This is a genomic window from Arthrobacter sp. 01T419, from assembly GCF_056398865.1.
The window spans coordinates 417,367-437,047 of the sequence record NZ_JBFTQF010000001.1 but is presented as its reverse complement, the minus strand read 5'-3'; the positions used below and the strand labels follow the sequence as shown (position 1 = coordinate 437,047).

The following is a 19,681-nucleotide window of genomic DNA, read 5'->3' as shown; positions in this document are numbered from 1 at the left end:
TTTCCCGTGCGTCGCACTGCCGCCCGTCTTTCCCTTGCCACACTGCCTTCCGCGTGCGCGGCAGTTGCTGTCCTGCTTGCCGCATGCGCGGCACCCGCCGCGACTGCGCCGTCGTCGTCGTCTGGGGTGATCGATGTGGTCGCCTCCACCAGCGTTTATGGCGACATCGTCAAAAGCGTTGGTGGCGACAAGGTGTCAGTGACTTCCATCATCAGCAAGACCAGCCAGGATCCGCACTCCTACGAGGCAAGCACCCAGGACAAGCTGGCCATCTCCAAAGCCCGGCTGGTGATCGACAATGGGGCAGGGTACGACGACTTCTTCAGCAAGCTGAGCGATGACAGCAAAGTACCCGCTGACAAGGTCATCACCGCCGTCAACGCGTCCGGTCTCCTTCCCGCGCCGACGTCGGGCGCTGCCTCCAAGGTGCCGGAAGGGTTCAACGAGCATGTCTGGTACAACTTCGATGCCATGGGCAAAGTGGCCGACGCCGTTGCGGCGAAGCTTGGAAGCCTGAACTCCGCGGATGCAAAGACTTTCACCGCCAATGCCGAAAAGTTCAAGTCGTCCCTGAGCGGGCTCAGCGCCAAGGTCGCCGAGCTCAAGGCTTCCAAGGGCTCCGCTCCAGTAGCCATCACTGAGCCGGTCCCGGGCTACTTGCTTGAAGCTGCTGGCCTGGAAAACAAGACGCCCGAGGAATTCAGCCACGCGATCGAGGCCGGCTCGGACGTTCCGCCTGCGGCGGTCAAGGAAACAAGCGATCTGATCACGTCGAAGTCGGTGCGGTTCTTGGCATACAACGAACAGACCGCGGGCGCCGAGACGGAGAAGCTGAAGGCCGCCGCAACCACGGCCGGAGTTCCTGTTGTCGGTTTCACGGAGACGCTTCCGGAAGGCAAGGGCTACATCGCCTGGATGACGGACAACGTGGCCAACATCGCCGCTGCCCTGAACAAGTAGCCAGCTTAGGCAAGATAGGAAGCTGGCGGGCCCCGCAATCGTCCTAAGATGTACAGGGCGGCTGTGGGGCCTTTTGTGTTCAAAGTGCAGCCCAGCTTCGCGAACCCCATGGATCGAGGATTCTTTTTGACACCGGTAGTGAGCCTTCGCGGCGCGGGACTCCAGTTTGGCCAGCGGGCCCTCTGGAAGGACCTCGATGTGGACATCAGGGCGGGTGAGTTCTTCGCTGTGCTTGGTCCCAACGGCAGCGGCAAGACCAGTTTCCTCAAAGTCCTCCTGGGCTTGCAGCAACTCCACTCCGGGACCGTGACCGTGGGAGGACACCCCGTGGAGCGGGGCAGCCGACAGATCGGCTATGTCCCGCAGCAGAAGTCCTTTGCGCCAGACACCCCCCTGCGCGCCCGGGACTTGGTTGCCCTCGGCGTCGATGGCCACCGCTGGGGACTGCGGGTGAACGCCAAAGCCGTCAATGACCGGGTCGACGGTCTGCTGGAACTGGTAGGTGCAAGCGACTACGCTCGCGTTCCAGTTGGCCAATTGTCCGGAGGGGAGCAGCAGAGGCTCCGTGTTGCGCAGGCGTTGGCCACGGAGCCCGAACTCCTGCTCTGTGACGAACCGCTGCTCTCCCTGGATTTGCACCACCAACAGGCCGTCAGCGCCCTCATTAACAGGCAATGCCACGAGCGGAACAGTGCCGTGGTGTTCGTGACCCACGAGATCAACCCGGTCATTGACTACGTAGACCGGGTCCTTTACCTCGCGGGCGGCAGGTTCCGGGTGGGAACACCCCAAGAGGTCATGACCACCGAGGTCCTCTCGGACCTGTACAACAGCCATGTGGAAGTGATCCGCGCGAACGGCCGGATCGTCGTCGTCGGGCTTCCGGACGCCACCACTCACTACCATGATGACGCGCACGCCGGCGTGGAGGAGGGCCACTAAATGGACTTTGGCAGCATCCTGCACACCATCTTCAACTTTGAAAACTACGGTGAACTGCTGGCGTTGGTACAGAATTCCATCTGGGCCGGTGCGGTCCTGGGCCTGCTCGGCGGGCTCGTGGGCACCTTTGTCATGAAACGGGACCTTGCTTTCGCCGTGCACGGCATTTCGGAATTGTCCTTCGCCGGTGCCTCATTCGCATTGCTCATAGGAACCGACATCATTCTTGGCTCCCTGGCAGGTTCAGTTGCGGCCGCACTGCTGCTGGGACTCATGGGCGTCCGGGCCCGGGACAAGAACTCGATCATTGGCGTCATCATGCCCTTCGGGCTGGGCCTTGGCATCTTGTTCCTTGCCCTTTACCAAGGCAGGGCCGCCAACAAGTTCGGACTCCTGACCGGCCAAATCGTCTCGGTGGACACAGTGCAGCTCCAAGTTCTGGCAGGCACCGCCGTGGTGGTCATGATCGCGCTGGCCGCAATGTGGCGCCCGCTCAGTTTTGCCAGCGTTGATCCCGAGATGGCGGAAGCAAGGGGAGTGCCTGTCCGTGGATTGGCGATTGCCTTCATGGTGTTGCTCGGCGTCAGCGTTGCCTTGTCCATCCAGATCGTTGGCGCATTGCTGGTGCTCGCCCTGCTGATCACTCCCGCGGCAGCTGCCCTGCGGGTGACCACTTCGCCACGGCTTGTGGTCCTGTTGAGCGTCCTCTTTGCCATCACGGCCACGGTGGGGGGCATCCTCCTGGCGCTCGGCAGCAGGATCCCCATCAGCCCGTATGTCACCACATTGTCGTTCCTGATCTATGTCGTGTGCCGGATCATCGGCAACGTACGCGCCAAGCGGGGAATCAACGGCCGGGTAGCCCGTCCCCACGCTGCCATGGGCCAGGCAGTGGAAGACCAGACGGTAGCTGGCTAGAGCCGGCCGGCAGCCTTCTTGGCCGTGCACTCGGGGCAGAGTCCGAAGATCTCCACGGTGTGCGCTACTTCGGTGTAGCCGTTCTCGGCTGCCACCCGGGCCGCCCACGTCTCGACGGCGGGTGCTTCCACCTCGACGGCCTTGCCGCAATTGCGGCACAGCAAGTGATGGTGGTGACCGGTCACGGCGCAGCGGCGGTACACGGCTTCGCCGTCGGCATTGCGAAGGACATCGATGAGGCCGTCGTCGGCAAGGGACTGCAGAATGCGGTATGCCGTGGCCAAGGACACGGAGACGCCTTGGTTTTGGAGCAGCCGGTACAGCTCCTGGGTACTCACGAAATCGTCCAGTTCGTCCAAGGCTGCGCTAACGGCCAGGCGCTGCTTGGTGACGCGCTGCTCCTTGACGGCGGGATCCTTCGCCGCCGGGAGCGGTTGGGCCGCGGGCCTGGACGTGGCGGCATTGGCGCCGTGTGACATTCGTGGACTCATTTCGGTGTGGATGTTCGCAAACACCAAGGTTACCAGCCAAGCACGCTTGGACACCGGCTCGTCGGCACCGCCTCGTGGACACCGCCGGAGGCTCGCCCCTAGGCTGGCTGCATGAAGCTCACCAAGTTCACCCATGCCTGTGTCCGCCTGCAAAAGGACAGCCAGGTCCTCGTGATTGATCCCGGCACTTTTTCCGAGTCCGAGGAAGCCCTTGCCGGAGCACACGCGGTGCTGATCACCCACGAGCACGCGGACCATGTGGACCCCGATGCAGTCGTCGAAGCCCTCAAAGGAAATCCCGGACTGCAGGTGCACGCACCTTCGGGTGTCGCTTCCCAGCTCGCTGCCAAAGCGGGCGACGACGGCGGCCGGGTGCACGCCGTCGAACCCGGCACCTCCTTCGAAGCCGGCGGCTTCGTGGTACGCACCTTCGGAGGGCAGCATGCCCTCATCCATCCTCAGATTCCGGTGGTGGCGAACATCGGCTACCTCGTGGACGAAAACGTCTTCCACCCTGGGGACTCGTTTGTTGTTCCTGATGGCATTGACGTCAAGACGCTTTTGGTTCCCATTCACGCGCCGTGGTCAAAGGTGGGGGAGGTGGTTGACTTCGTGATCGCCGTTCGGGCGCCCAAGGCCTACCCGGTTCACGATGCCCTGCTCAACGAACTGGGACGCGGCCTGGTTGAAGCCCACGTGACCCGGATCGGCGCGAAGTACGGCACCAGCTATGCCAGGCTGTCTCCGCGGGAGTCAGTGGGGGTCTAGTCCGGTCCGCCTTCTAGATGTTGCTTGGCCATTTGCCTGTCTCGAAGAAGTCGGCCAGGACGGCCTCATAAGGCGCTGGGTCCAGGCCTCGCTCGGCGATCCAGTCCGGGTTGTAATAGCTTCCTGCGTAGCGATCGCCGGCGTCGCACATGAGTGAGACAATGCTCCCGCGCTTTCCTTGGGCCACCATGTCGGCGATCAACTGGCAGACGCCCCAAAGGTTGGTTCCCGTGGATGGCCCGGCGTGAAGCCCGGCAAGCCGCTGCAGTTGCCGCATGGCCGCCACAGAGGCGGCATCGGGAACCTGGATCATGGTGTCGATGACGGCCGGGACGAAGCTGGGCTCCATGCGGGGGCGCCCAATGCCTTCGATGCGGGACGGCATCCCCGTGGAGTAATCCGACACGCCGTCGCGCCAACCGGGATAGAACGCTGAGTTCTCGGGATCGACAACGGCCAGCCGGGTGGAATGGCGGTGGTACCTCAGGTAGCGGCCGATTGTTGCGCTGGTGCCGCCCGTGCCTGCGCCCACCACGATCCACTCGGGTACGGGGTGCTCTTCGAGGGCGAGTTGCTCAAAGATCGACTCGGCGATGTTGTTGTTTCCCCGCCAGTCGGTGGCGCGCTCGGCGAAGGTGAATTGGTCCATGTAGTAACCGCCGGAAGTGCGGGCGACGTCCTCGGCCACCGCATAGACCTCGGAAGCATGGTCCACCAGCAGGCAGGCGCCACCGAACTCCTCGATGAGCGCGATCTTTTCCGGGCTGGTGGTTCGAGTCATCACGGCGATGAATGGAAGCCCGATCAGCCTGGCGAAGTATGCCTCCGAGACCGCCGTGCTGCCGCTCGAAGCCTCCACAATCGTGGTCCCTTCAGTGATCCAGCCGTTGACCAGGCCGTAGAGGAAGAGCGACCGGGCCAAACGATGCTTGAGGCTGCCCGAACGGTGCGTGGACTCGTCCTTGAGGTAGAGCTCGACACCCCAGTGTTCGGGGAGCGGCACCGCATACAGGTGCGTGTCAGCAGAGCGGTTGTTCTCGGCTTCGATGCGGCGGATTGCCTCGCTGGCCCATGCCCGGTCCTGATTGTGTAGAGTGCTCACCGATCCAGCCTACCGGCGGAGGCTGCCGCCCAAGGATAGGCTGGTGGCCGGTCGGCAGCTGCACGGCGGCAGCTTCGAAGCGGTTTGGTAGTCGCAGCAAAACGAAGGAGATTTGATGGCCACCCTCATTGATGTAGCCGCGCTCAAGGACCGCATGGACGCGGGCAAGCGGACCGTATTGCTCGATGTCCGCTGGGTGTTGGGCGATCCGCACGGCCATTCGCACTTCCGCCAAGCCCATATCCCCGGGGCAGTTTACGTGGACCTGCACAACGAGCTCGCGGATCCGTCAGCCGAGGGACAGGGTAGGCACCCGTTGCCGCCTACCGCTGCCCTACAGCGAAGCGCCCGCGCGTGGGGCATCAACGACGGCGATACCGTGGTGGCCTACGACGACAGCGGCAGCACCGCGGCTGCGCGGTTGTGGTGGCTGCTCCGTGACGCCGGGTTCCCTTCGGTCTTCCTGCTCGACGGCGGATTGGGCGCCTGGCGCGCGGCCGGCTACCCGTTGGCGCAAGACGAGCAGCCGCCGGTACCGGGCGACGTCGTGCTTGGACACGGCCACATGGACGCCATCAGCATGGACGAGGCGGCGGACTGGCACACCCGTGGAATCCTTCTCGACGCCCGCGCGGGAGAAAGGTACCGCGGCGAAATCGAACCCATTGATCCTCGCGCCGGGCACATTCCCGGCGCGCTCAGCGCCCCCACAAGCGGAAACCTCGGCCCGGACGGCACGTTTCTTAACGTGGCGCAGCTCCGCAATAGATTTGCTGCCTTGGGCATCGACGAGGGCAGCAAGGTAGCGGTCTACTGCGGCTCCGGGGTAACGGCCGCCCATGAAATCGCAGCCCTCGAAATCGCTGGATTCAGGGCAGCGTTGTTCCCTGGGTCCTTTTCGCAATGGTCTTCGCTTGACTCCAACCGAGTGGTGGTCGGTGCCGAGCCACTGGGCGCCCCCGCCCAGTGAACGTGTGTTGCCCGGTGAAGCCGGGTTGCCCAGTGAAGCCGGGGTGGCGTGGCGGCGCTGAGTGGCAAAAATTCAGCCCGCAGAGGTAGCGTCGAAACATGACACCCGGACGCCCCGTTCCTCCGCCGCTTGGCAAGCCGCTCCTCCCGATTGACGAAACCGACGTCGTCCCCTCGCCAACCCTCGCGGCCGCCTACGGCACGCCAACCCTCGCGGCCGCCTACGGCACGCCAACCCTCGCGGCCGCCTACGGCGCCACTTCTGCCGACAGCGGACTTGTTCCCCTCACAGTTGCCCGCCGCGCACCCAAGGAAGACGACGTCGAGATCGAGATCGATTTCTGCGGTCTGTGCCACTCCGATGTCCACGCGACACGGGGCGAATGGGGCGCCCAGAGCTATCCTTTGGTCCCTGGCCACGAAATCGTGGGCCGGGTCCGCAAGGTGGGTTCCGCCGTCGACGACTTCGCGCCGGGTGACCTGGTGGGCGTCGGCTGCCTGGTGGACTCCTGCCGCGAATGCGGGAGCTGCCTCGAAGGCCTTGAACAGTATTGCGAACGCGGAAACGTGGGCACCTACGGGGTGAAGGACGGCCGGAATGGCGACGCCGTCACGCAAGGCGGTTATTCGACTTCGGTGGTGGTCGACCGCCGTTTTGTGTTGCGCGTGCCCGAGGGCCTGGACCCGGCCGCGGTGGCGCCGTTGCTCTGCGCGGGCATCACCACCTACTCGCCTCTGCGCTACTTTGACGTCGAGGAAGGAGACGTGGTGGGCGTCGTCGGACTTGGCGGACTAGGTCACATGGCCGTCAAGATTGCCAAGGCGATGGGCGCGCACGTGGTGGTCTTCACCACGTCGGACGCCAAAATCGAGGCGGCGACGGAGCTCGGTGCGGACCAGGTGATCCTCTCGAAGGACCCCGAAGCGATGGAGGGCGCCAACCGCACCATCGACGTTATTATTGACACCGTCGCGGCGCCTCATGACTTGAACCCGTACTTCCGCACCCTCCGCCTGGATGGTGCCCTCTTCCAGTTGGGACTGCCCTCCACGGACATGCCCCCAGTCAGTCCCGGCGCCCTGATCCGACGCCGGCTCGCCTACGCGGGATCGTTGATCGGCGGTATCGCCGAGACCCAAGAGATGCTGGATTTCTGTGCGGAGCACGGCGTAGTAAGCGACATCGAAATGGTCACCGCGCGGCAACTCAATGCGGCCTACGATCGCATGGTCGCCGGCGACGTGAAGTACCGATTCGTCCTTGATACCAAGACCCTTCAGACCCCTTCGGAAAAGGCAGACGTATGAGCACCCTATTTACCAAGATCATTAACGGCGAGATCCCTGGACGCTTCGTCTGGAAAGACGACGACGTGGTTGCCTTCCTGACCATCGCCCCGCTTACAGACGGCCACGCCCTCGTGGTGCCCCGCCAAGAGGTGGACCGTTGGACCGACGTCGCCCCCGAGCTCCTCAACAAGGTCATGGCCGTCGCGCAGACAATCGGACAGGCCCAGGTGAAGGCGTTCGGCGCACCCCGGGCAGGCCTTTCCGTGGTGGGCTTCGAAGTTGAGCACTTCCACGTGCACGTCTTCCCTGCCAGCTCCCTGGCAGATTTTGATTTCGGCACCGTGGACCACCATCCGGACCCTGCCCAGCTTGATACCAACGCCGCGAAGCTCCGCGCCGGCCTTGTCGCCGCCGGGCACGGACAGTTCGTTCCGGCAGACTGAGGCGCGACGCCGTAGAACTCCCGCGGATGGTCGCGGAATGGATGCGGCCCGGTTCCGGGGCGACGCTCGCTCACCTTTGCTGCCCTTTTCCCAAACGCTCGCTCACCTTGGTGCGAAAGCCCGAAACCTGCCCTGCGTTAGATGTCAGGAAGGTTTCGGTTTTGATCCCTTCATTAGTGCATGAGGGTCGACAGAATGACCGCTATAAGTGAGCGAGCGTTTGGGTTTTCGGGCAGATAAGTGAGCGAGCGTTTGTCTTGCCAGACGCCCGCTCACCTTTGCTGCCCTTTTCCCAAACGCTCGCTCACCTTGGTGCGAAAGCCCGAAACCTGCCTGCGTTAGATGTGCAGGAAGGTTTCGGGCCTAACCCTCATAAGTGCAGGAGCGAGCGTCTTAGCCCGTCGCGGCGCCTAGGCTGGTGCCAGCGCCTGGTTGAGCACCGTCCGGATGCGCTTTTCCGAGACCGAATAGGCCGTGCCAAGTTCGACCGCGAAGAGGCTCACGCGCAGCTCCTCGATCATCCAGCGCACCCGTGTTAACTCGGCGCCCGCCCGTCGGCCGGGCAGCAGTGCGGAGACGGCGTCGTCGTAGTCATCCTCCAAGCCCTGCACGACCGACATGTTCAACCCGTCCCGCTGGACATTGTTCGGAAGCTTTTCGAGGCGCTTCTCAATTCCGGCCAGATACCGCGGCAACTGGCTCAGCTGTGCGTAGCCCGTCTGTGCTACAAAACCGGGGAACACGAGCTGCTCCAGTTGGCTCTTCATATCATTGAGCGCACTGATCAGGGCGAGGCTCGTGCTGCCCTTGAGTTGCTTCTCGATCCGCCGGGTGCTCGCCAAGACGCGTTCGACGACGGCCGTCACCGTGAAGACGGTGTCGATCAGTTCCGCTCGGACCAGTTCGTACAGGGCCTCGAACGCTGCCTTGTCCCAAGGAAGTTCGGCCGGAGTCAGCTTGTCGATGGCCGCCAGGACGCAGTCAGCGATTAAGGCGCTCACCGAGCCGTGAGGGTTCTGGCTGAACGTCAACTTCTCGGTGTTGTTCAAATGTTCCAGGACATAGCGGTCCGGGGCAGGAACCCGCAGGGCGAGCAGCCGGATAACGCCGCTGCGCATTGCCGACTCCTGCTCCGCCCGGGTCTGGAACACCCGCAATGCGACGGACTTGCCCTCGTCCACCAGGGCGGGGAAACCGGTGACATCGTGACCCTTCACCGTGCGGGTCACTTGGCGTTCAATAGCGCCGAAAGTCCACTCGGTGAGGCCGGTTTGCTCGGACAGGAAACCGCCAGGCTGCTGGATCGGCCCGCCGCGGCCGTTTCCGCGGGCGGAGGCTGGAACTCGGTCAGCGGGCGTTCCGGTGCCCCTCGGACCCTTCGTGCGCGCCGCCATCGCGGGTGTTGCCCCGAGTGATTCGGCGATGGCTCGCCGGGTGGCCGGGGCCAGTTGCTCCTGGAGTACGGCGAGGTCCTTGCCCTCGTCCAGTACTTTGCCGCGGCTGTCCACCACCTTGAAACTGACGCGCAGATGTGCGGGCACGGCGTCCCAATTCCACGAGCCCGGAGGGATGATGTGTCCGCGGATGCGGCGCAGCACGAGCTCGAGCGAGGCCTCAAGGTCATCCGAGGCCGGATCGAAGTCATTCTCCAAGGCAGCAGCTGCTTGCCGGGCAACATCCGGGGCCGGTACGAAGTTCTTGCGGATGTGCTTGGGCAGGGACTTGATCAATGCAGTCACGAGTTCGACGCGCTGGCCGGGGATCTGCCAGCGGAATGCGGCGTCGTCGAGCTGGTTGAGGAAAAGCACCGGCACCTCGGCCGTGACGCCGTCCGAGGGATTGGGCGGCGAGCCGGGAGCGACGGGATGGAACTCGTAGCTCAGGGGCAGCTCAAAGCCCTTGTGCAGCCAGGTTTTCGGATAGGCGGAATCATCCAGGGCTTCGGCGTCCTCGCTCATGAGCAGCGACTGGTCGAAGTCCAACAGGGTGGGGTCCTGCCGGCGGGCATCCTTCCACCATTTGTCGAAGTGCCGTTCGGAGACCACGTCCTTGCCGATTCTGGCGTCGTAGAACTCGAAGAGCGTGTGGTCGTCCACCAGGATGTCGCGGCGGCGCATCCGTGTCTCGAGCTCCTCGATCTCATGGAGGAGGGCGCGGTTGCGATGGAAGAATTTGTGGTGGGTCTTCCAGTCGCCCTCCACCAGGGCATGCCGGATGAAGAGTTCGCGGGAGAGCTCGGGGTCGATCCTGCCGTAGTTGATGCGGCGGTTCGGGATGATGGGAACTCCGTAGAGCATGACCTTTTCGTGCGCCATGACCGAACCCGTGCGGGTGGACCAATGAGGCTCACTGTAGGTGCGCTTCAGGAGATCGGGGGCTACCTGCTCGGCCCACAAGGGATCAAACTTGGCTGCAACCCTGGCCCACAGCCTGCTTGTTTCCACCAATTCCGCCGCCATGACAAATGCCGGTGACTTCTTGAACAGTGCCGAGCCAGGGAAGATCGCGAAACGGCTGCCGCGTGCTCCGACATACTCGCGCTTGCGTTCATCCAGCATGCCGATGTGGCTCAGGAGCCCCGAGAGCAAGCTGATGTGGATGCCCTCGTTGTTGCCTACGGGGTCGGCTTCGCGCTTGTTGTCGATAGTGATGCCCAGCGGCTTGGCGAGCTGGCGCAATTGCTGGAAGAGGTCCTGCCATTCGCGGACGCGCAGGTAGTTGATGAACTCGTTCCTGCACAGCCGGCGGAACTGCGTGGAGGAGAGTTCGTGCTGCTTTTCCTGGATGTAGTTCCACAGGTTCAGGAACCCCGTGAAGTCCGAGTTCTCGTCCCGGAAGCGTGCATGCTTCTCCGCTGCAAGTTGCTGTTTGTCTGTTGGACGCTCGCGCGGATCCTGGATCGTCAACGCAGCTGCCAGGATCATGACTTCCTTGACACAGCCTCGCTTCCCGGCTTCGACGATCATCCTGCCGAGCCGAGGGTCGACCGGGAGCTGGGCCAACTTCTGCCCGACGGCGGTTAGGCCGCCGCTCACGCGTCCGTTGCCGCTGTCGCCCGTGGGGGGAGCGCCGCCCTCGCCCGTGCGCGCCGCGCTCAAGGCGCCGAGTTCGCGCAACAACGTGACGCCGTCGTTGATGGCACGCGAGTCTGGCGGCTCAACAAACGGGAAGTTCTCGACGTCTTTGGGACCGCGGGCCACCCCCATGGCCGTCATCTGCAGGATGACTGCCGCGAGGTTGGTCCTGAGGATCTCAGGATCGGTGAACTGCGGACGGGACTCGAAGTCTTCCTCCGAATACAGCCGGATCGCGATGCCTTCGGAGACACGTCCACAACGACCGGAACGCTGGCTTGCCGATGCCTGCGATACACGTTCAATCGGCAACCGCTGTACCTTGGTCCGGTGCGAGTAGCGCGATATACGGGCCGTACCGGTGTCGATGACGTACTTGATGCCGGGAACCGTCAACGATGTTTCCGCGACATTCGTAGCCAGGATAATCCGCCGCTTACCGCCCGGGTTGAAGACCCTGTGCTGCTCCTGCAAGCTCAAGCGGGCAAACAGCGGCAGGACTTCGGTTCCCGCCAGCCTTCGGTTGGACGGGATCCGGCCGTTCAGGGCCTCAGCTGCGTCGCGGATCTCGCGCTCGCCGGAGAAGAACACCAGGATGTCTCCCGGGGCCTCAAGGGCGAGCTCGTCGACGGCGTCGCACACGGCGTCGAGAGGGTCGCGGTCTTCCTCGAGTTCGTCGTCGGACGCGTCTTCATCGCCACCGCCGGCGGGCTGGGACAGCGGCCGGTAGCGGATTTCCACCGGGTAGGTCCGGCCTGAGACTTCGATGATCGGCGCGGGCTCTTCTTCGCTGCCGAAGTGCTTGGCGAAACGCTGGGGATCAATGGTGGCCGAGGTGATGATCACCTTCAAGTCCGGCCTCTGCGGCAGGATCCGCTTGAGATAGCCCAGGATGAAGTCGATATTGAGGCTGCGCTCGTGCGCCTCGTCGATGATGATGGCACTGTATTTTCGCAGCAGCTTGTCGCGCTGGATTTCTGCGAGCAGGATGCCGTCGGTCATGAGCTTGATTTTGGTAGCCTTGCTGACCTCGCCGGTGAACCGGACCTGGAAACCCACTTCCTGCCCGATCTCCACGCCCATCTCAAAGGCGATACGTTCGGCAACGGTACGCGCGGCAAGGCGGCGCGGCTGGGTGTGGCCGATCAGTCCCTTGTCCCCAAGGCCGAGTTCCAGGCACATCTTGGGGATCTGGGTGGTCTTGCCGGAGCCGGTTTCGCCGGCGATGATGGTCACCTGGTTTGCGGCGATGGCCGCCATCAGGTCCTCGCGGCGCTCGGAGACGGGCAGCTCTGCGGGGTAGGAAATATGAAGTGTCATGGCTGCTGACAGTCTACTGTGGTGGCGCGTTGCCTTGCAGTGCATGGCTCCCGGCAGCTTTTTCCAAGCGCCCGGCCATGGTGTGGGCGTAGTCCTTGAACTCCTCGGGAGAGATGATCTCAAAGTCCATGTCCAGGGCAGCGAGGTGCGCGGCCGGCTGCGCCAGGCTGTCCCAGCCCGCACGAAGCAGGGTGGCGTTCCCGCCGTCGTCGCTCAAGCTCGCGAGCTGCGGGCCGACGACGGCGGCCACCTCGCCGATGGGGGCATGGAGGCGCACGACGACGTCGTAGCGGTAAGGCGAGCGGGTCACGGATCGCTGGACGTAGTCTGCGAGGTCCTTGGCCGGCAGGGGTCGCGGCACATATTTTTTCCGTTCAACCGGCAGGGAAACGATGCGGTCCGCGCGGAACGTGCGCCAGTCCTCCCGGTCGACGTCCCATGCCACCAGGTACCAGCGGCGCCCGGTGTCCACCAAGCGGTACGGTTCCACCAGGCGGCGGCCAGCGTCGCTATCGGCCTTGACGTAGTCAAAACTGAGTTGCCGTTTGTCCGCGATTGCCGCCGAGACCACCGTGAGCTGCTGGGGATCCACCGATGCCGCATTGCTGGGCAAGGTGGTGACCGCGGCCTTGAGCATCGCGAATTTAGGGCGGAGGCGTGAGGGGAGCACCTGTTCGAGTTTGGCGAGTGCGCGTACTGACGCCTCCCCAATGCCAGCCACAGGGCCCGCCGCAACTGAGTTCAGTCCCAAAGCGACGGCAAGCGCTTCGTTGTCGTCGAGCAGCAGGGGTGGGAGTTGGGCTCCGGCACCCAATTGGTAGCCACCGGCGATGCCGGGCGAGGCATGGATGGGATAGCCGAGGTTGCGGAGCTTATCGATGTCGCGGCGAACGGTGCGCTCGGTGACGCCCATGCGGTTGGCCAATGCCGGACCTGTCCATTCACGCCGGACCTGCAACAAGGACAACAATTGCAGCAGCCGCGCGGACGTTTGGATCATGGCATTGAATGTAGCCCACAATGCGGACAATAGTCGTCCCCATTGGGTTCTAGGCTGTGTCCGAGCCCCCGGCGCAGGACGCATCCCGCACGAGCGCCCGGACAGGGCGTAGTTAGAAGGCGTAGTTAGAAGACGCGAAGCGTCGAGTAAGGGCTGCTGGGCAGTTCCCGTGCGGTCCAAGGCTGTTCTGAACGGACGGGGGGAAGGTGGCCGCGGCCATCCCGAAGAACTGCTGAGACGGTAGCAGCGGCAGTGATGACGAGGATGATGAACACCAAGATTCCGACGATTTCCATGTCTCCATCGTGTTCCTGATCCGGTTCACAAAACAGTGGCAGAAATGACCCGTTTAGGCAATTTTCTGCCACACTGGAACTATGTTGAAAACGGTGGCAATCATTGTGGTTCCCAACTTCTCGATCTTCGAGTTCGGGACCGCCTACGAGGTCTTTGGCATTGATCGCAAGGACCGGGGGAGCGGCGTTCCCAGCTTTGACTTCAGGGTGTGTACCCCTGTCCCAGGCGATGTCAAAATGAAGTCCGGCCTGTCGATGCACGTCGGCCTGGGACTGGAGGCCACGGCCGATGCAGACCTCGTCATCATGGCTCCGTATGGCAGGGACGAGGACGTTCCGGAATCCGTACTAGATGCGCTGAGGGCGGCACACGCGCGCGGGGCTTGGGTCATGTCTATATGTTCCGGAGCGTACGCACTTGCGCGTGCCGGGCTCTTGGACGGGCGCCGCTGCACCACGCATTGGCACTATTCACAGGACCTGGCCAGCAGGTATCCGAAGATCCATGTAGATGAGAACGTGCTCTACGTCCAGGACGGAACACTCATCACGAGTGCGGGCACGGCGGCTGGTATTGACGCATGCCTGCATCTGGTCCGAGTGGAGTTGGGCGCCAATGTCGCAGCAGCCATTGCACGCGACATGGTGGTTCCGCCGCACCGGGACGGCGGCCAAGCCCAATTCATCGATCGGCCCATGCCCACGTGCGGCTCCGCCCCAATGGAGGCCCTGCTGCGCTGGATGGTGGAGAACCTTGAGAGGGACCACAGCGTCAACGAACTGGCAGCCCGGCTGCACATGTCCGCCCGGACCTTCGCACGCCGGTTCCGGGCCGAAACAGGTGCCACGCCGGCGGCTTGGCTCAACTCGCAACGCGTGCTCCGGGCACAGGAACTCCTGGAAACCACCGAACTGAACATTGACGAAGTTGCACGGGAAGCAGGGTTCGGGCATTCCGTGCTGCTGCGGCACCACTTCGCCAAGGTCCTGGCCACGAGCCCGCAGTCGTACCGGAGGGCTTTCCGTGGCCAATTGGCCGAGGTCGGCTAGCGGAGGGTTTCCCGGCCCTCTACCTTGGCACTCTCCACGAGGGTGTGCCATGGCCCCGTGACAGCGGTTTCCGGGAGCGTTGCCCGGTGTTGCCCCGCGCGGATCGAATACATGAACCGATCGGCTTGCCCGGCCGCTCTCCCGGCTGCCTGCGCGGCCGCTAGTGCGCGGGACGGCACCTGGTCCCAAGGGCAGGCTTCAACAATCGGCATCCAGCGTTGCTTGTCTTCGGGGCTGGCGGCATCTACGGTCCAGACGCGCGTGATCGCGGCGACCCCGCCGCTGCGCTGGACGGTGATTTTCATGTTTGACGGCTTCCACTGCTCTGGAATGTGTTGCTAGAGCTTTACCTTCACAGTTTCCCACGCCTTCAAGACGGCGTCATGCTCGGACGAACCAGCGCCGAACAGTTCCTCTGCCGACGCCGCGGTTGCCTTGGCGAAGCGCCGGAAGGTACACGTTGCGGGCAGGGAACCGCTTGCCAGGGTGTTGTACCAGATCTGCCCCGGCGCCTCCCACGCATTGCCGCCCAGCTCCAGGGCAACTATGGAGAAAGCCCGGTTGGGGATGCCTGAGTTGATGTGGACACCGCCGTTGTCCGCAGTGGTGCGGACATACGTATCCATGGAGTCCGGTTGCGGATCCTTCCCGAGCACGTCGTCGTCGTACGCGGTGCCGGGTGCCTTCATTGAACGGAGCGCGGCGCCTTGAACGGCATCGGTGAACAAGCCCTCGCCGATCAGCCAGCTGGCCTCGGCCGCGGATTGTTTTTTGGCGTGCTGCTCCACCAGGACCCCAAAAACGTCGGACATGGATTCGTTGAGGGCTCCGGCCTGGTTCCGATAGGCGAGGGCCGCTGTGTACTGGGTGACGCCGTGGGCAAGTTCGTGCCCGATCACACTGAGCGACTTCGTGAATCGCTGGAAGATCTCGCCGTCACCGTCACCGAAGACCATCTGGCTGCCGTTCCAAAACGCATTGTCGTATAGCTGGCCGTAGTGGACAGTAGCATCGAGTTTCAACCCGACGCCGTCGATTGAATTCCTGCTGAACACCTCTGCGTAGAGCCTGTGGGTTTCGCCCAGTCCGTCGTAGGCTTCGTCGGCGGCTGCGTCGCCCGTGGCCGCACCGCCCTCCTTGCGGACAAGCTTGCCGGGCAGGACCTCTGCAGATTCGGCGTCGTAGATGGTCCGTTTGGGAGGTCCGGGCTTGGCCTGGCGCGCCGTGGGCACCGGGGCCGGCACAGGAAGCGCGCGGACCGCCTGAAGGGACTTGATCTGGAGCAGGGATTCCTTGGCCGCGCGTGCAATGATCCGCAGACGGGGCTCATTCTGGGCTGCCAACCTGCGCAGCATGTAGGGCGGAATAATGGAACAGATCACGGCGAACCCTTTCGTACATGGTGGACTTGACCGGGTACGAACAGCTTAGGAGCGGGCGCCGACATTTTGGCCGGGTCGGCGCGGCATGTCCGCCATCACGTCAAATGAGAGGCTTCCGCCGGGCAGGGGGGCAAAGGTTCCGGGTCGTTTTCGGAACCTTTGAGGATCCGTTGCAGTTTGCCAAGGTCCACGATGCCGTTGCCCCATGCCAATTCGATTTCATAGAGGGCTTGTTTGTTGCGGCGGGCGGCTTCACAGTCCGGCATCGTTGTCCTTGGGTTCCGCGCGAAGGATGGTTGCGAGTTGTGCCGCTGGCAGGCGCGAGAGTTTCCTGGCAAGAACCGGGGCTTTGGCTTCGAGCTCCGGGAACGCAGTCGCGGGCTCCACTTTTGGTATCTGCACAAGAGCGTTGTGGAGGGAGGGAGCAAAACGTGACGCGGTTTTTCCACATATTTTTCAATTTGCCACGCCACCAACTCGCCGGTCGAAGCAAAAACCCCGCCGGTTCCTTGAACTGGCGGGGTTTTCTGTGGTGCCCTCGATAGGATTCGAACCTACGGCCTTCTGCTCCGGAGGCAGACGCTCTATCCCCTGAGCTACGAGGGCATCCGGGGCTCCCATCCGTTGCCGGAGGGACGTCCATGAGCTTAGCAGGTCACCGCGCCGCAATGGAAAACGGGCCGGGCGCGCCGTCAGTAGCCGGCGAAAGAGTCCACGTGGATCCGTCGGGCTCCGGCGTGGCGGGCGGCAGCGCGAAGGGTGTCCACGTTTGCCGGGGACCCGGATACGTACACGTCCCGCCCGGCGACATCCGGGACGAGTTCCCGCAGGGAGTCGCCATCGATCCGGGTCCGTCCGGCGTCGCGCATGAACGACGGCGGTGGGGAACCGTCTGCCACGCGCGCAATGATCCGCGCCCCAGAGGCCTCCAGAACATCGCTTCCGGCAAGCTCGGCAGCGCTGGGGGCGAGGTACAGCACCACGATGTCCCTTCGTTGGGAATCGACCGACGCCAGCTGGGACAAGAAAGGTGTGATCCCGATTCCTGCCGCGATGAGCAGCAGGGGTTTCCCGGCGTCGGGCGGTAGGACGAAGTCGCCGCCCACGGTGGTGCCACGAACGCACTCGCCAGGCTCCAGGGCGAGCAATGTGCGCTTCGCTGCCGAGACAGGCTCCGCCGTGCCGACGCCGAATGTCACCTCGGGTGCGCCCGGTGCGCTGGTCATGCTGAAGACCCGTCGGCGTCCCTTCCCGTCGGAGCGGGAGTGCGGGAGGTTGAGTTCCATAAACTGCCCTGGGAGGAAGCGAACGGGCCGTCGCGGCTCGAAACGGAATTCGGTAGTGAACGGAGTCAAAGGACGGGAACCCTTGAACGTCAGCAGGACCCCACTCCGTTGTCCCACGAGGAATGCGAGGAAGTTGCCGATGAGGAGCGCGAGCTCGGGCGAGTTGGCGACGATGCCAAGATTGAACGGCACCGCAAAAAATATGCCGACGACGACGGCCAGCGCCACTTGCTGCCAGCGGCGGGGTGGCAAAGTGAGGGGTTCTGTGAGCATGAAGCCGACGAAGAACAGGAGCTGCTGCTGCGAGATCGGCTGCCAGAGCGCTGGTCCGAACGCCATGCCGCCTCTCAGGAGCACAGCGCACGCAATGGACCCCGCCACCACGAGGAAAGTGCACGCCATCAGCACCTTCAGCGTCCGGTACAGCACCAGCAGGACCCCGGGAACCAGAAGCCACAGCATGGCCGGAGTGGCCGCCCACCACGTGGCGATGTTCAAACCAGTGAGACCGGCAATGAAAGCGCCCGCGGCGGCAGGATTGAAAATGTGCCGGCCCCGGAAAGCCAACACGTATTTGGACAGCGATGCCAGGACGCACGCCAAAGCGATTCCGGCGAGATCGGGCAGGTGAACGGAAGGAACTAGTTCGGTCGGCCAGAACAGGAAGTACAACAGCAAGCCGGTGATAAGTGATGACTCCGAATGCGGCCGCGCCCTGAACAGCACGGCCGCGAGTCGGCTGGACGCGTATGTCAGTCCCAGGCACAGCAGCAGGTGGACCAGCATTTCCGGCAGGCCGAAGGTCAGCCAGCCAAGGACGTTCAACGCCAGGCTGTACACCACAAGAACCGCGAGGACCCAGAGGATCAGCCGGTACATCGTGAAACGGCCAAGCCAGGCGTCCGCACGCGCTTTGAGGGCAATCATGTGAATAGTGTCCCTTCGAAGCCGGCCGAATAGGCGGCGTGTCCGTCCGAATAGACCTTGAGCCAGGAGAATACGAATTCTTCCTCGAGCACTTTCGGATCCACCATGAACAGCGCAGTGGCCAGCGCATCGGCTTCCATTGCCGTGGCGGCCATGGTCCAGGTGGCCACCACGGTCTCTACCGGGCGCCCGGTAGCACCGTTCAGGACATGGTGCAGGCCGTCGCCCCACGCGCGCCGGTTGGCTGCAGAAGCGCACAGGGCGCCGTGGTCGTGGAGTTCAACGACGCCGATCGCCTGGGTGGGATCGTAAGGGTGTTCGAGGGCGACACCGAGGGGTTCCGCACCGGAATGGAGCATGTCGCCGCTCGCATCCACGAGGAACTCCGTGATCCCCGCTGAGCGCAGGACCTCGGCTGCTAGGTCCACCAACTGGCCTTTTCCCGCAGCGCCGATGTCAAGGACCAACGGAGCAGAAGTGGAGATCTTTGTGCCGTTCCACTCCAGGACGTCTTCCCAACGCGGCGCCGGCACCGGGTGGCCGAGGGGTCGCAGGAAATAATCCGCCCCGTAGCCCAGTTGCTCAAGGCTGCTGCCGATAAGCGGCGTCACAGCACCCCTGCTGAGCTGGTACAACTTCCTGAACAGCACTTCCAGCCCGGACGCCCCTGCCGGGAGAACGACAGTTCCGGGTTCCCGCGCGAGCCGCGCAATCAGCGAATCGTCACGGAACCGTGAATAGCTTCGGTCGTAGTCCTCTACAACGCCCAACAAGCTGCGGCGGACCGCAGAGGGAAGCGGCTCCGGCGTCGAAATCTCCCACCGGGTTCCGATTCCGTCGAAGTCGAAGTCGCTCCAGCCCGCGTGCGTCATGGCGGTTATTTGGCCTCGGATTTAATGATTTCCACAGCTTGGTTGAACCCGCCACTGGTCAGCGAAGAGCCTGCGACCTTGGACACGTTGATATCGTCCAGTTTCTTGCCGACGATCTGCGCCGCGATGCCGTCCTTGAATTCTCCCTGGAACCTCTTGGTGTTTGGGTTGTCGGCATGGACTGTGATGTTCACGGCGGAGACAGTGCCACCGGACAGGGTGAGCTGGACGCCTACGGTTTCCTGGCCGTTGGGCGAGGTGTAGGAGCCGTCGGCATTGTAAGTGCCGTCCTTGTACGAGCCCGACGATGACGAGCCTGTCGTGGCCAGTTTGCTGGAGCCCGCTTGCGTGCTCGTATTCTGCGGGGTGCTGCCTTGGGCCGAGGGGGCGCAAGCGGCCACCGAGCTGGCGAGGGAGAGGCCGGCGGCACCGACAAGAATGCTCTTGTGGAGTGGCGTAGTCATATTCTGCTCGTTTCAACTGGACAAGAAATGGTTTGCGGCCTGGGGCCGATCACACGCAGGCCGTTCGCACGTTCAACGTTGAATTCAGCCTAACGGTTCAGTCTGGGAGCTCTACGTGGCGAAACTG

At 63.5% G+C, this 19,681-nt stretch carries 19 protein-coding genes and 1 tRNA gene; 8 read left to right on the top strand and 12 right to left on the bottom strand.

Annotated features, from left to right (window positions below):
* The first annotated feature begins 6 nt into the window (after positions 1-6).
* From AC1DLO_RS02110 to AC1DLO_RS02100, 3 genes are all read left to right on the top strand, one after another.
* Positions 7-960, top strand: coding sequence for a metal ABC transporter solute-binding protein, Zn/Mn family (locus AC1DLO_RS02110; protein ID WP_476888618.1), 954 nt, complete (start codon positions 7-9; stop codon positions 958-960).
* A gap of 108 nt (positions 961-1,068) precedes the next feature.
* On the top strand, positions 1,069-1,902 hold the full coding sequence (locus AC1DLO_RS02105; protein ID WP_476888617.1) for a metal ABC transporter ATP-binding protein: 834 nt from the start codon (positions 1,069-1,071) through the stop codon (positions 1,900-1,902).
* Positions 1,903-2,820: a metal ABC transporter permease gene (locus AC1DLO_RS02100; RefSeq protein ID WP_476888616.1), complete on the top strand. Its 918-nt coding sequence runs from the start codon at positions 1,903-1,905 to the stop codon at positions 2,818-2,820.
* On the opposite strand, the gene AC1DLO_RS02095 is transcribed toward AC1DLO_RS02100, so the two are convergent.
* Positions 2,817-3,299, bottom strand: a complete 483-nt coding sequence (locus tag AC1DLO_RS02095) for a Fur family transcriptional regulator (protein WP_260404802.1) — start codon at positions 3,297-3,299, stop codon at positions 2,817-2,819. The two genes, AC1DLO_RS02100 and AC1DLO_RS02095, sit on opposite strands and share 4 nt — an antisense overlap.
* 123 nt (positions 3,300-3,422) lie before the next feature.
* Here AC1DLO_RS02095 and AC1DLO_RS02090 point away from each other — a divergent pair, with 123 nt between their 5' ends.
* The gene (locus tag AC1DLO_RS02090) at positions 3,423-4,079 is read left to right on the top strand and encodes an MBL fold metallo-hydrolase (protein WP_476888615.1); all 657 of its coding nucleotides are present in this window, start codon (positions 3,423-3,425) and stop codon (positions 4,077-4,079) included.
* Positions 4,080-4,092: 13 nt separating this feature from the next.
* On the opposite strand, the gene cds1 is transcribed toward AC1DLO_RS02090, so the two are convergent.
* Positions 4,093-5,181, bottom strand: a complete 1,089-nt coding sequence (cds1, locus tag AC1DLO_RS02085) for an L-cysteine desulfhydrase Cds1 (protein ID WP_184737080.1) — start codon at positions 5,179-5,181, stop codon at positions 4,093-4,095.
* A 115-nt stretch (positions 5,182-5,296) separates the two neighbouring features.
* On the opposite strand from cds1, the gene AC1DLO_RS02080 reads away from it, so the two are divergent.
* The 3 genes from AC1DLO_RS02080 (at position 5,297) to AC1DLO_RS02070 (ending at position 7,883) form a co-directional block, all read left to right on the top strand.
* Positions 5,297-6,151, top strand: a complete 855-nt coding sequence (locus AC1DLO_RS02080) for a sulfurtransferase (RefSeq protein ID WP_184737082.1) — start codon at positions 5,297-5,299, stop codon at positions 6,149-6,151.
* A 98-nt stretch (positions 6,152-6,249) separates the two neighbouring features.
* Positions 6,250-7,458: an NAD(P)-dependent alcohol dehydrogenase gene (locus tag AC1DLO_RS02075; protein ID WP_476888614.1), complete on the top strand. Its 1,209-nt coding sequence runs from the start codon at positions 6,250-6,252 to the stop codon at positions 7,456-7,458.
* Positions 7,455-7,883, top strand: coding sequence for an HIT family protein (locus tag AC1DLO_RS02070; RefSeq protein WP_184737086.1), 429 nt, complete (start codon positions 7,455-7,457; stop codon positions 7,881-7,883). The genes AC1DLO_RS02075 and AC1DLO_RS02070 overlap by 4 nt, the downstream gene beginning before the upstream one ends.
* Before the next feature lie 410 nt (positions 7,884-8,293).
* Here AC1DLO_RS02070 and hrpA read toward each other — a convergent pair whose 3' ends face one another.
* From hrpA to AC1DLO_RS02055, 3 genes are all read right to left on the bottom strand, one after another.
* The gene (gene hrpA / locus AC1DLO_RS02065; RefSeq protein ID WP_476888613.1) at positions 8,294-12,277 is read right to left on the bottom strand and encodes an ATP-dependent RNA helicase HrpA; all 3,984 of its coding nucleotides are present in this window, start codon (positions 12,275-12,277) and stop codon (positions 8,294-8,296) included.
* Positions 12,278-12,290: 13 nt separating this feature from the next.
* Positions 12,291-13,277: a helix-turn-helix transcriptional regulator gene (locus AC1DLO_RS02060; RefSeq protein ID WP_476888612.1), complete on the bottom strand. Its 987-nt coding sequence runs from the start codon at positions 13,275-13,277 to the stop codon at positions 12,291-12,293.
* Positions 13,278-13,402: 125 nt separating this feature from the next.
* Positions 13,403-13,573: a hypothetical protein gene (locus AC1DLO_RS02055; protein ID WP_476888611.1), complete on the bottom strand. Its 171-nt coding sequence runs from the start codon at positions 13,571-13,573 to the stop codon at positions 13,403-13,405.
* 81 nt (positions 13,574-13,654) lie between these two features.
* Here AC1DLO_RS02055 and AC1DLO_RS02050 point away from each other — a divergent pair, with 81 nt between their 5' ends.
* Complete coding sequence (locus AC1DLO_RS02050) at positions 13,655-14,623, top strand: GlxA family transcriptional regulator (protein WP_184737094.1); 969 nt, start codon at positions 13,655-13,657, stop codon at positions 14,621-14,623.
* Here AC1DLO_RS02050 and AC1DLO_RS02045 read toward each other — a convergent pair.
* The 7 genes from AC1DLO_RS02045 to AC1DLO_RS02015 form a co-directional block, all read right to left on the bottom strand.
* A complete protein-coding gene (locus AC1DLO_RS02045; RefSeq protein WP_184737096.1) occupies positions 14,620-14,928 on the bottom strand; it encodes a protealysin inhibitor emfourin in 309 nt (102 codons plus the stop codon). The two genes, AC1DLO_RS02050 and AC1DLO_RS02045, sit on opposite strands and share 4 nt — an antisense overlap.
* A gap of 33 nt (positions 14,929-14,961) precedes the next feature.
* Positions 14,962-15,978, bottom strand: a complete 1,017-nt coding sequence (locus AC1DLO_RS02040; protein ID WP_184737447.1) for a M4 family metallopeptidase — start codon at positions 15,976-15,978, stop codon at positions 14,962-14,964.
* Between the two features lie 279 nt (positions 15,979-16,257).
* Positions 16,258-16,407 carry a hypothetical protein gene (locus AC1DLO_RS02035; RefSeq protein WP_184737098.1) on the bottom strand — a complete coding sequence of 50 codons (150 nt, stop codon included), beginning with the start codon at positions 16,405-16,407 and terminating at the stop codon, positions 16,258-16,260.
* 128 nt (positions 16,408-16,535) lie between these two features.
* A tRNA-Arg gene (locus AC1DLO_RS02030) sits at positions 16,536-16,611 on the bottom strand.
* A gap of 86 nt (positions 16,612-16,697) precedes the next feature.
* Positions 16,698-18,218, bottom strand: a complete 1,521-nt coding sequence (locus tag AC1DLO_RS02025) for an FAD-dependent oxidoreductase (RefSeq protein ID WP_476888609.1) — start codon at positions 18,216-18,218, stop codon at positions 16,698-16,700.
* Positions 18,215-19,090 (bottom strand): FAD:protein FMN transferase, encoded by an 876-nt coding sequence (locus tag AC1DLO_RS02020; protein ID WP_184737102.1) that lies wholly within the window; start codon positions 19,088-19,090, stop codon positions 18,215-18,217. Before AC1DLO_RS02020 ends, AC1DLO_RS02025 begins: the two co-directional genes overlap by 4 nt.
* Before the next feature lie 5 nt (positions 19,091-19,095).
* A complete protein-coding gene (locus tag AC1DLO_RS02015) occupies positions 19,096-19,554 on the bottom strand; it encodes an FMN-binding protein (RefSeq protein ID WP_184737104.1) in 459 nt (152 codons plus the stop codon).
* Positions 19,555-19,681: the final 127 nt, after the last annotated feature.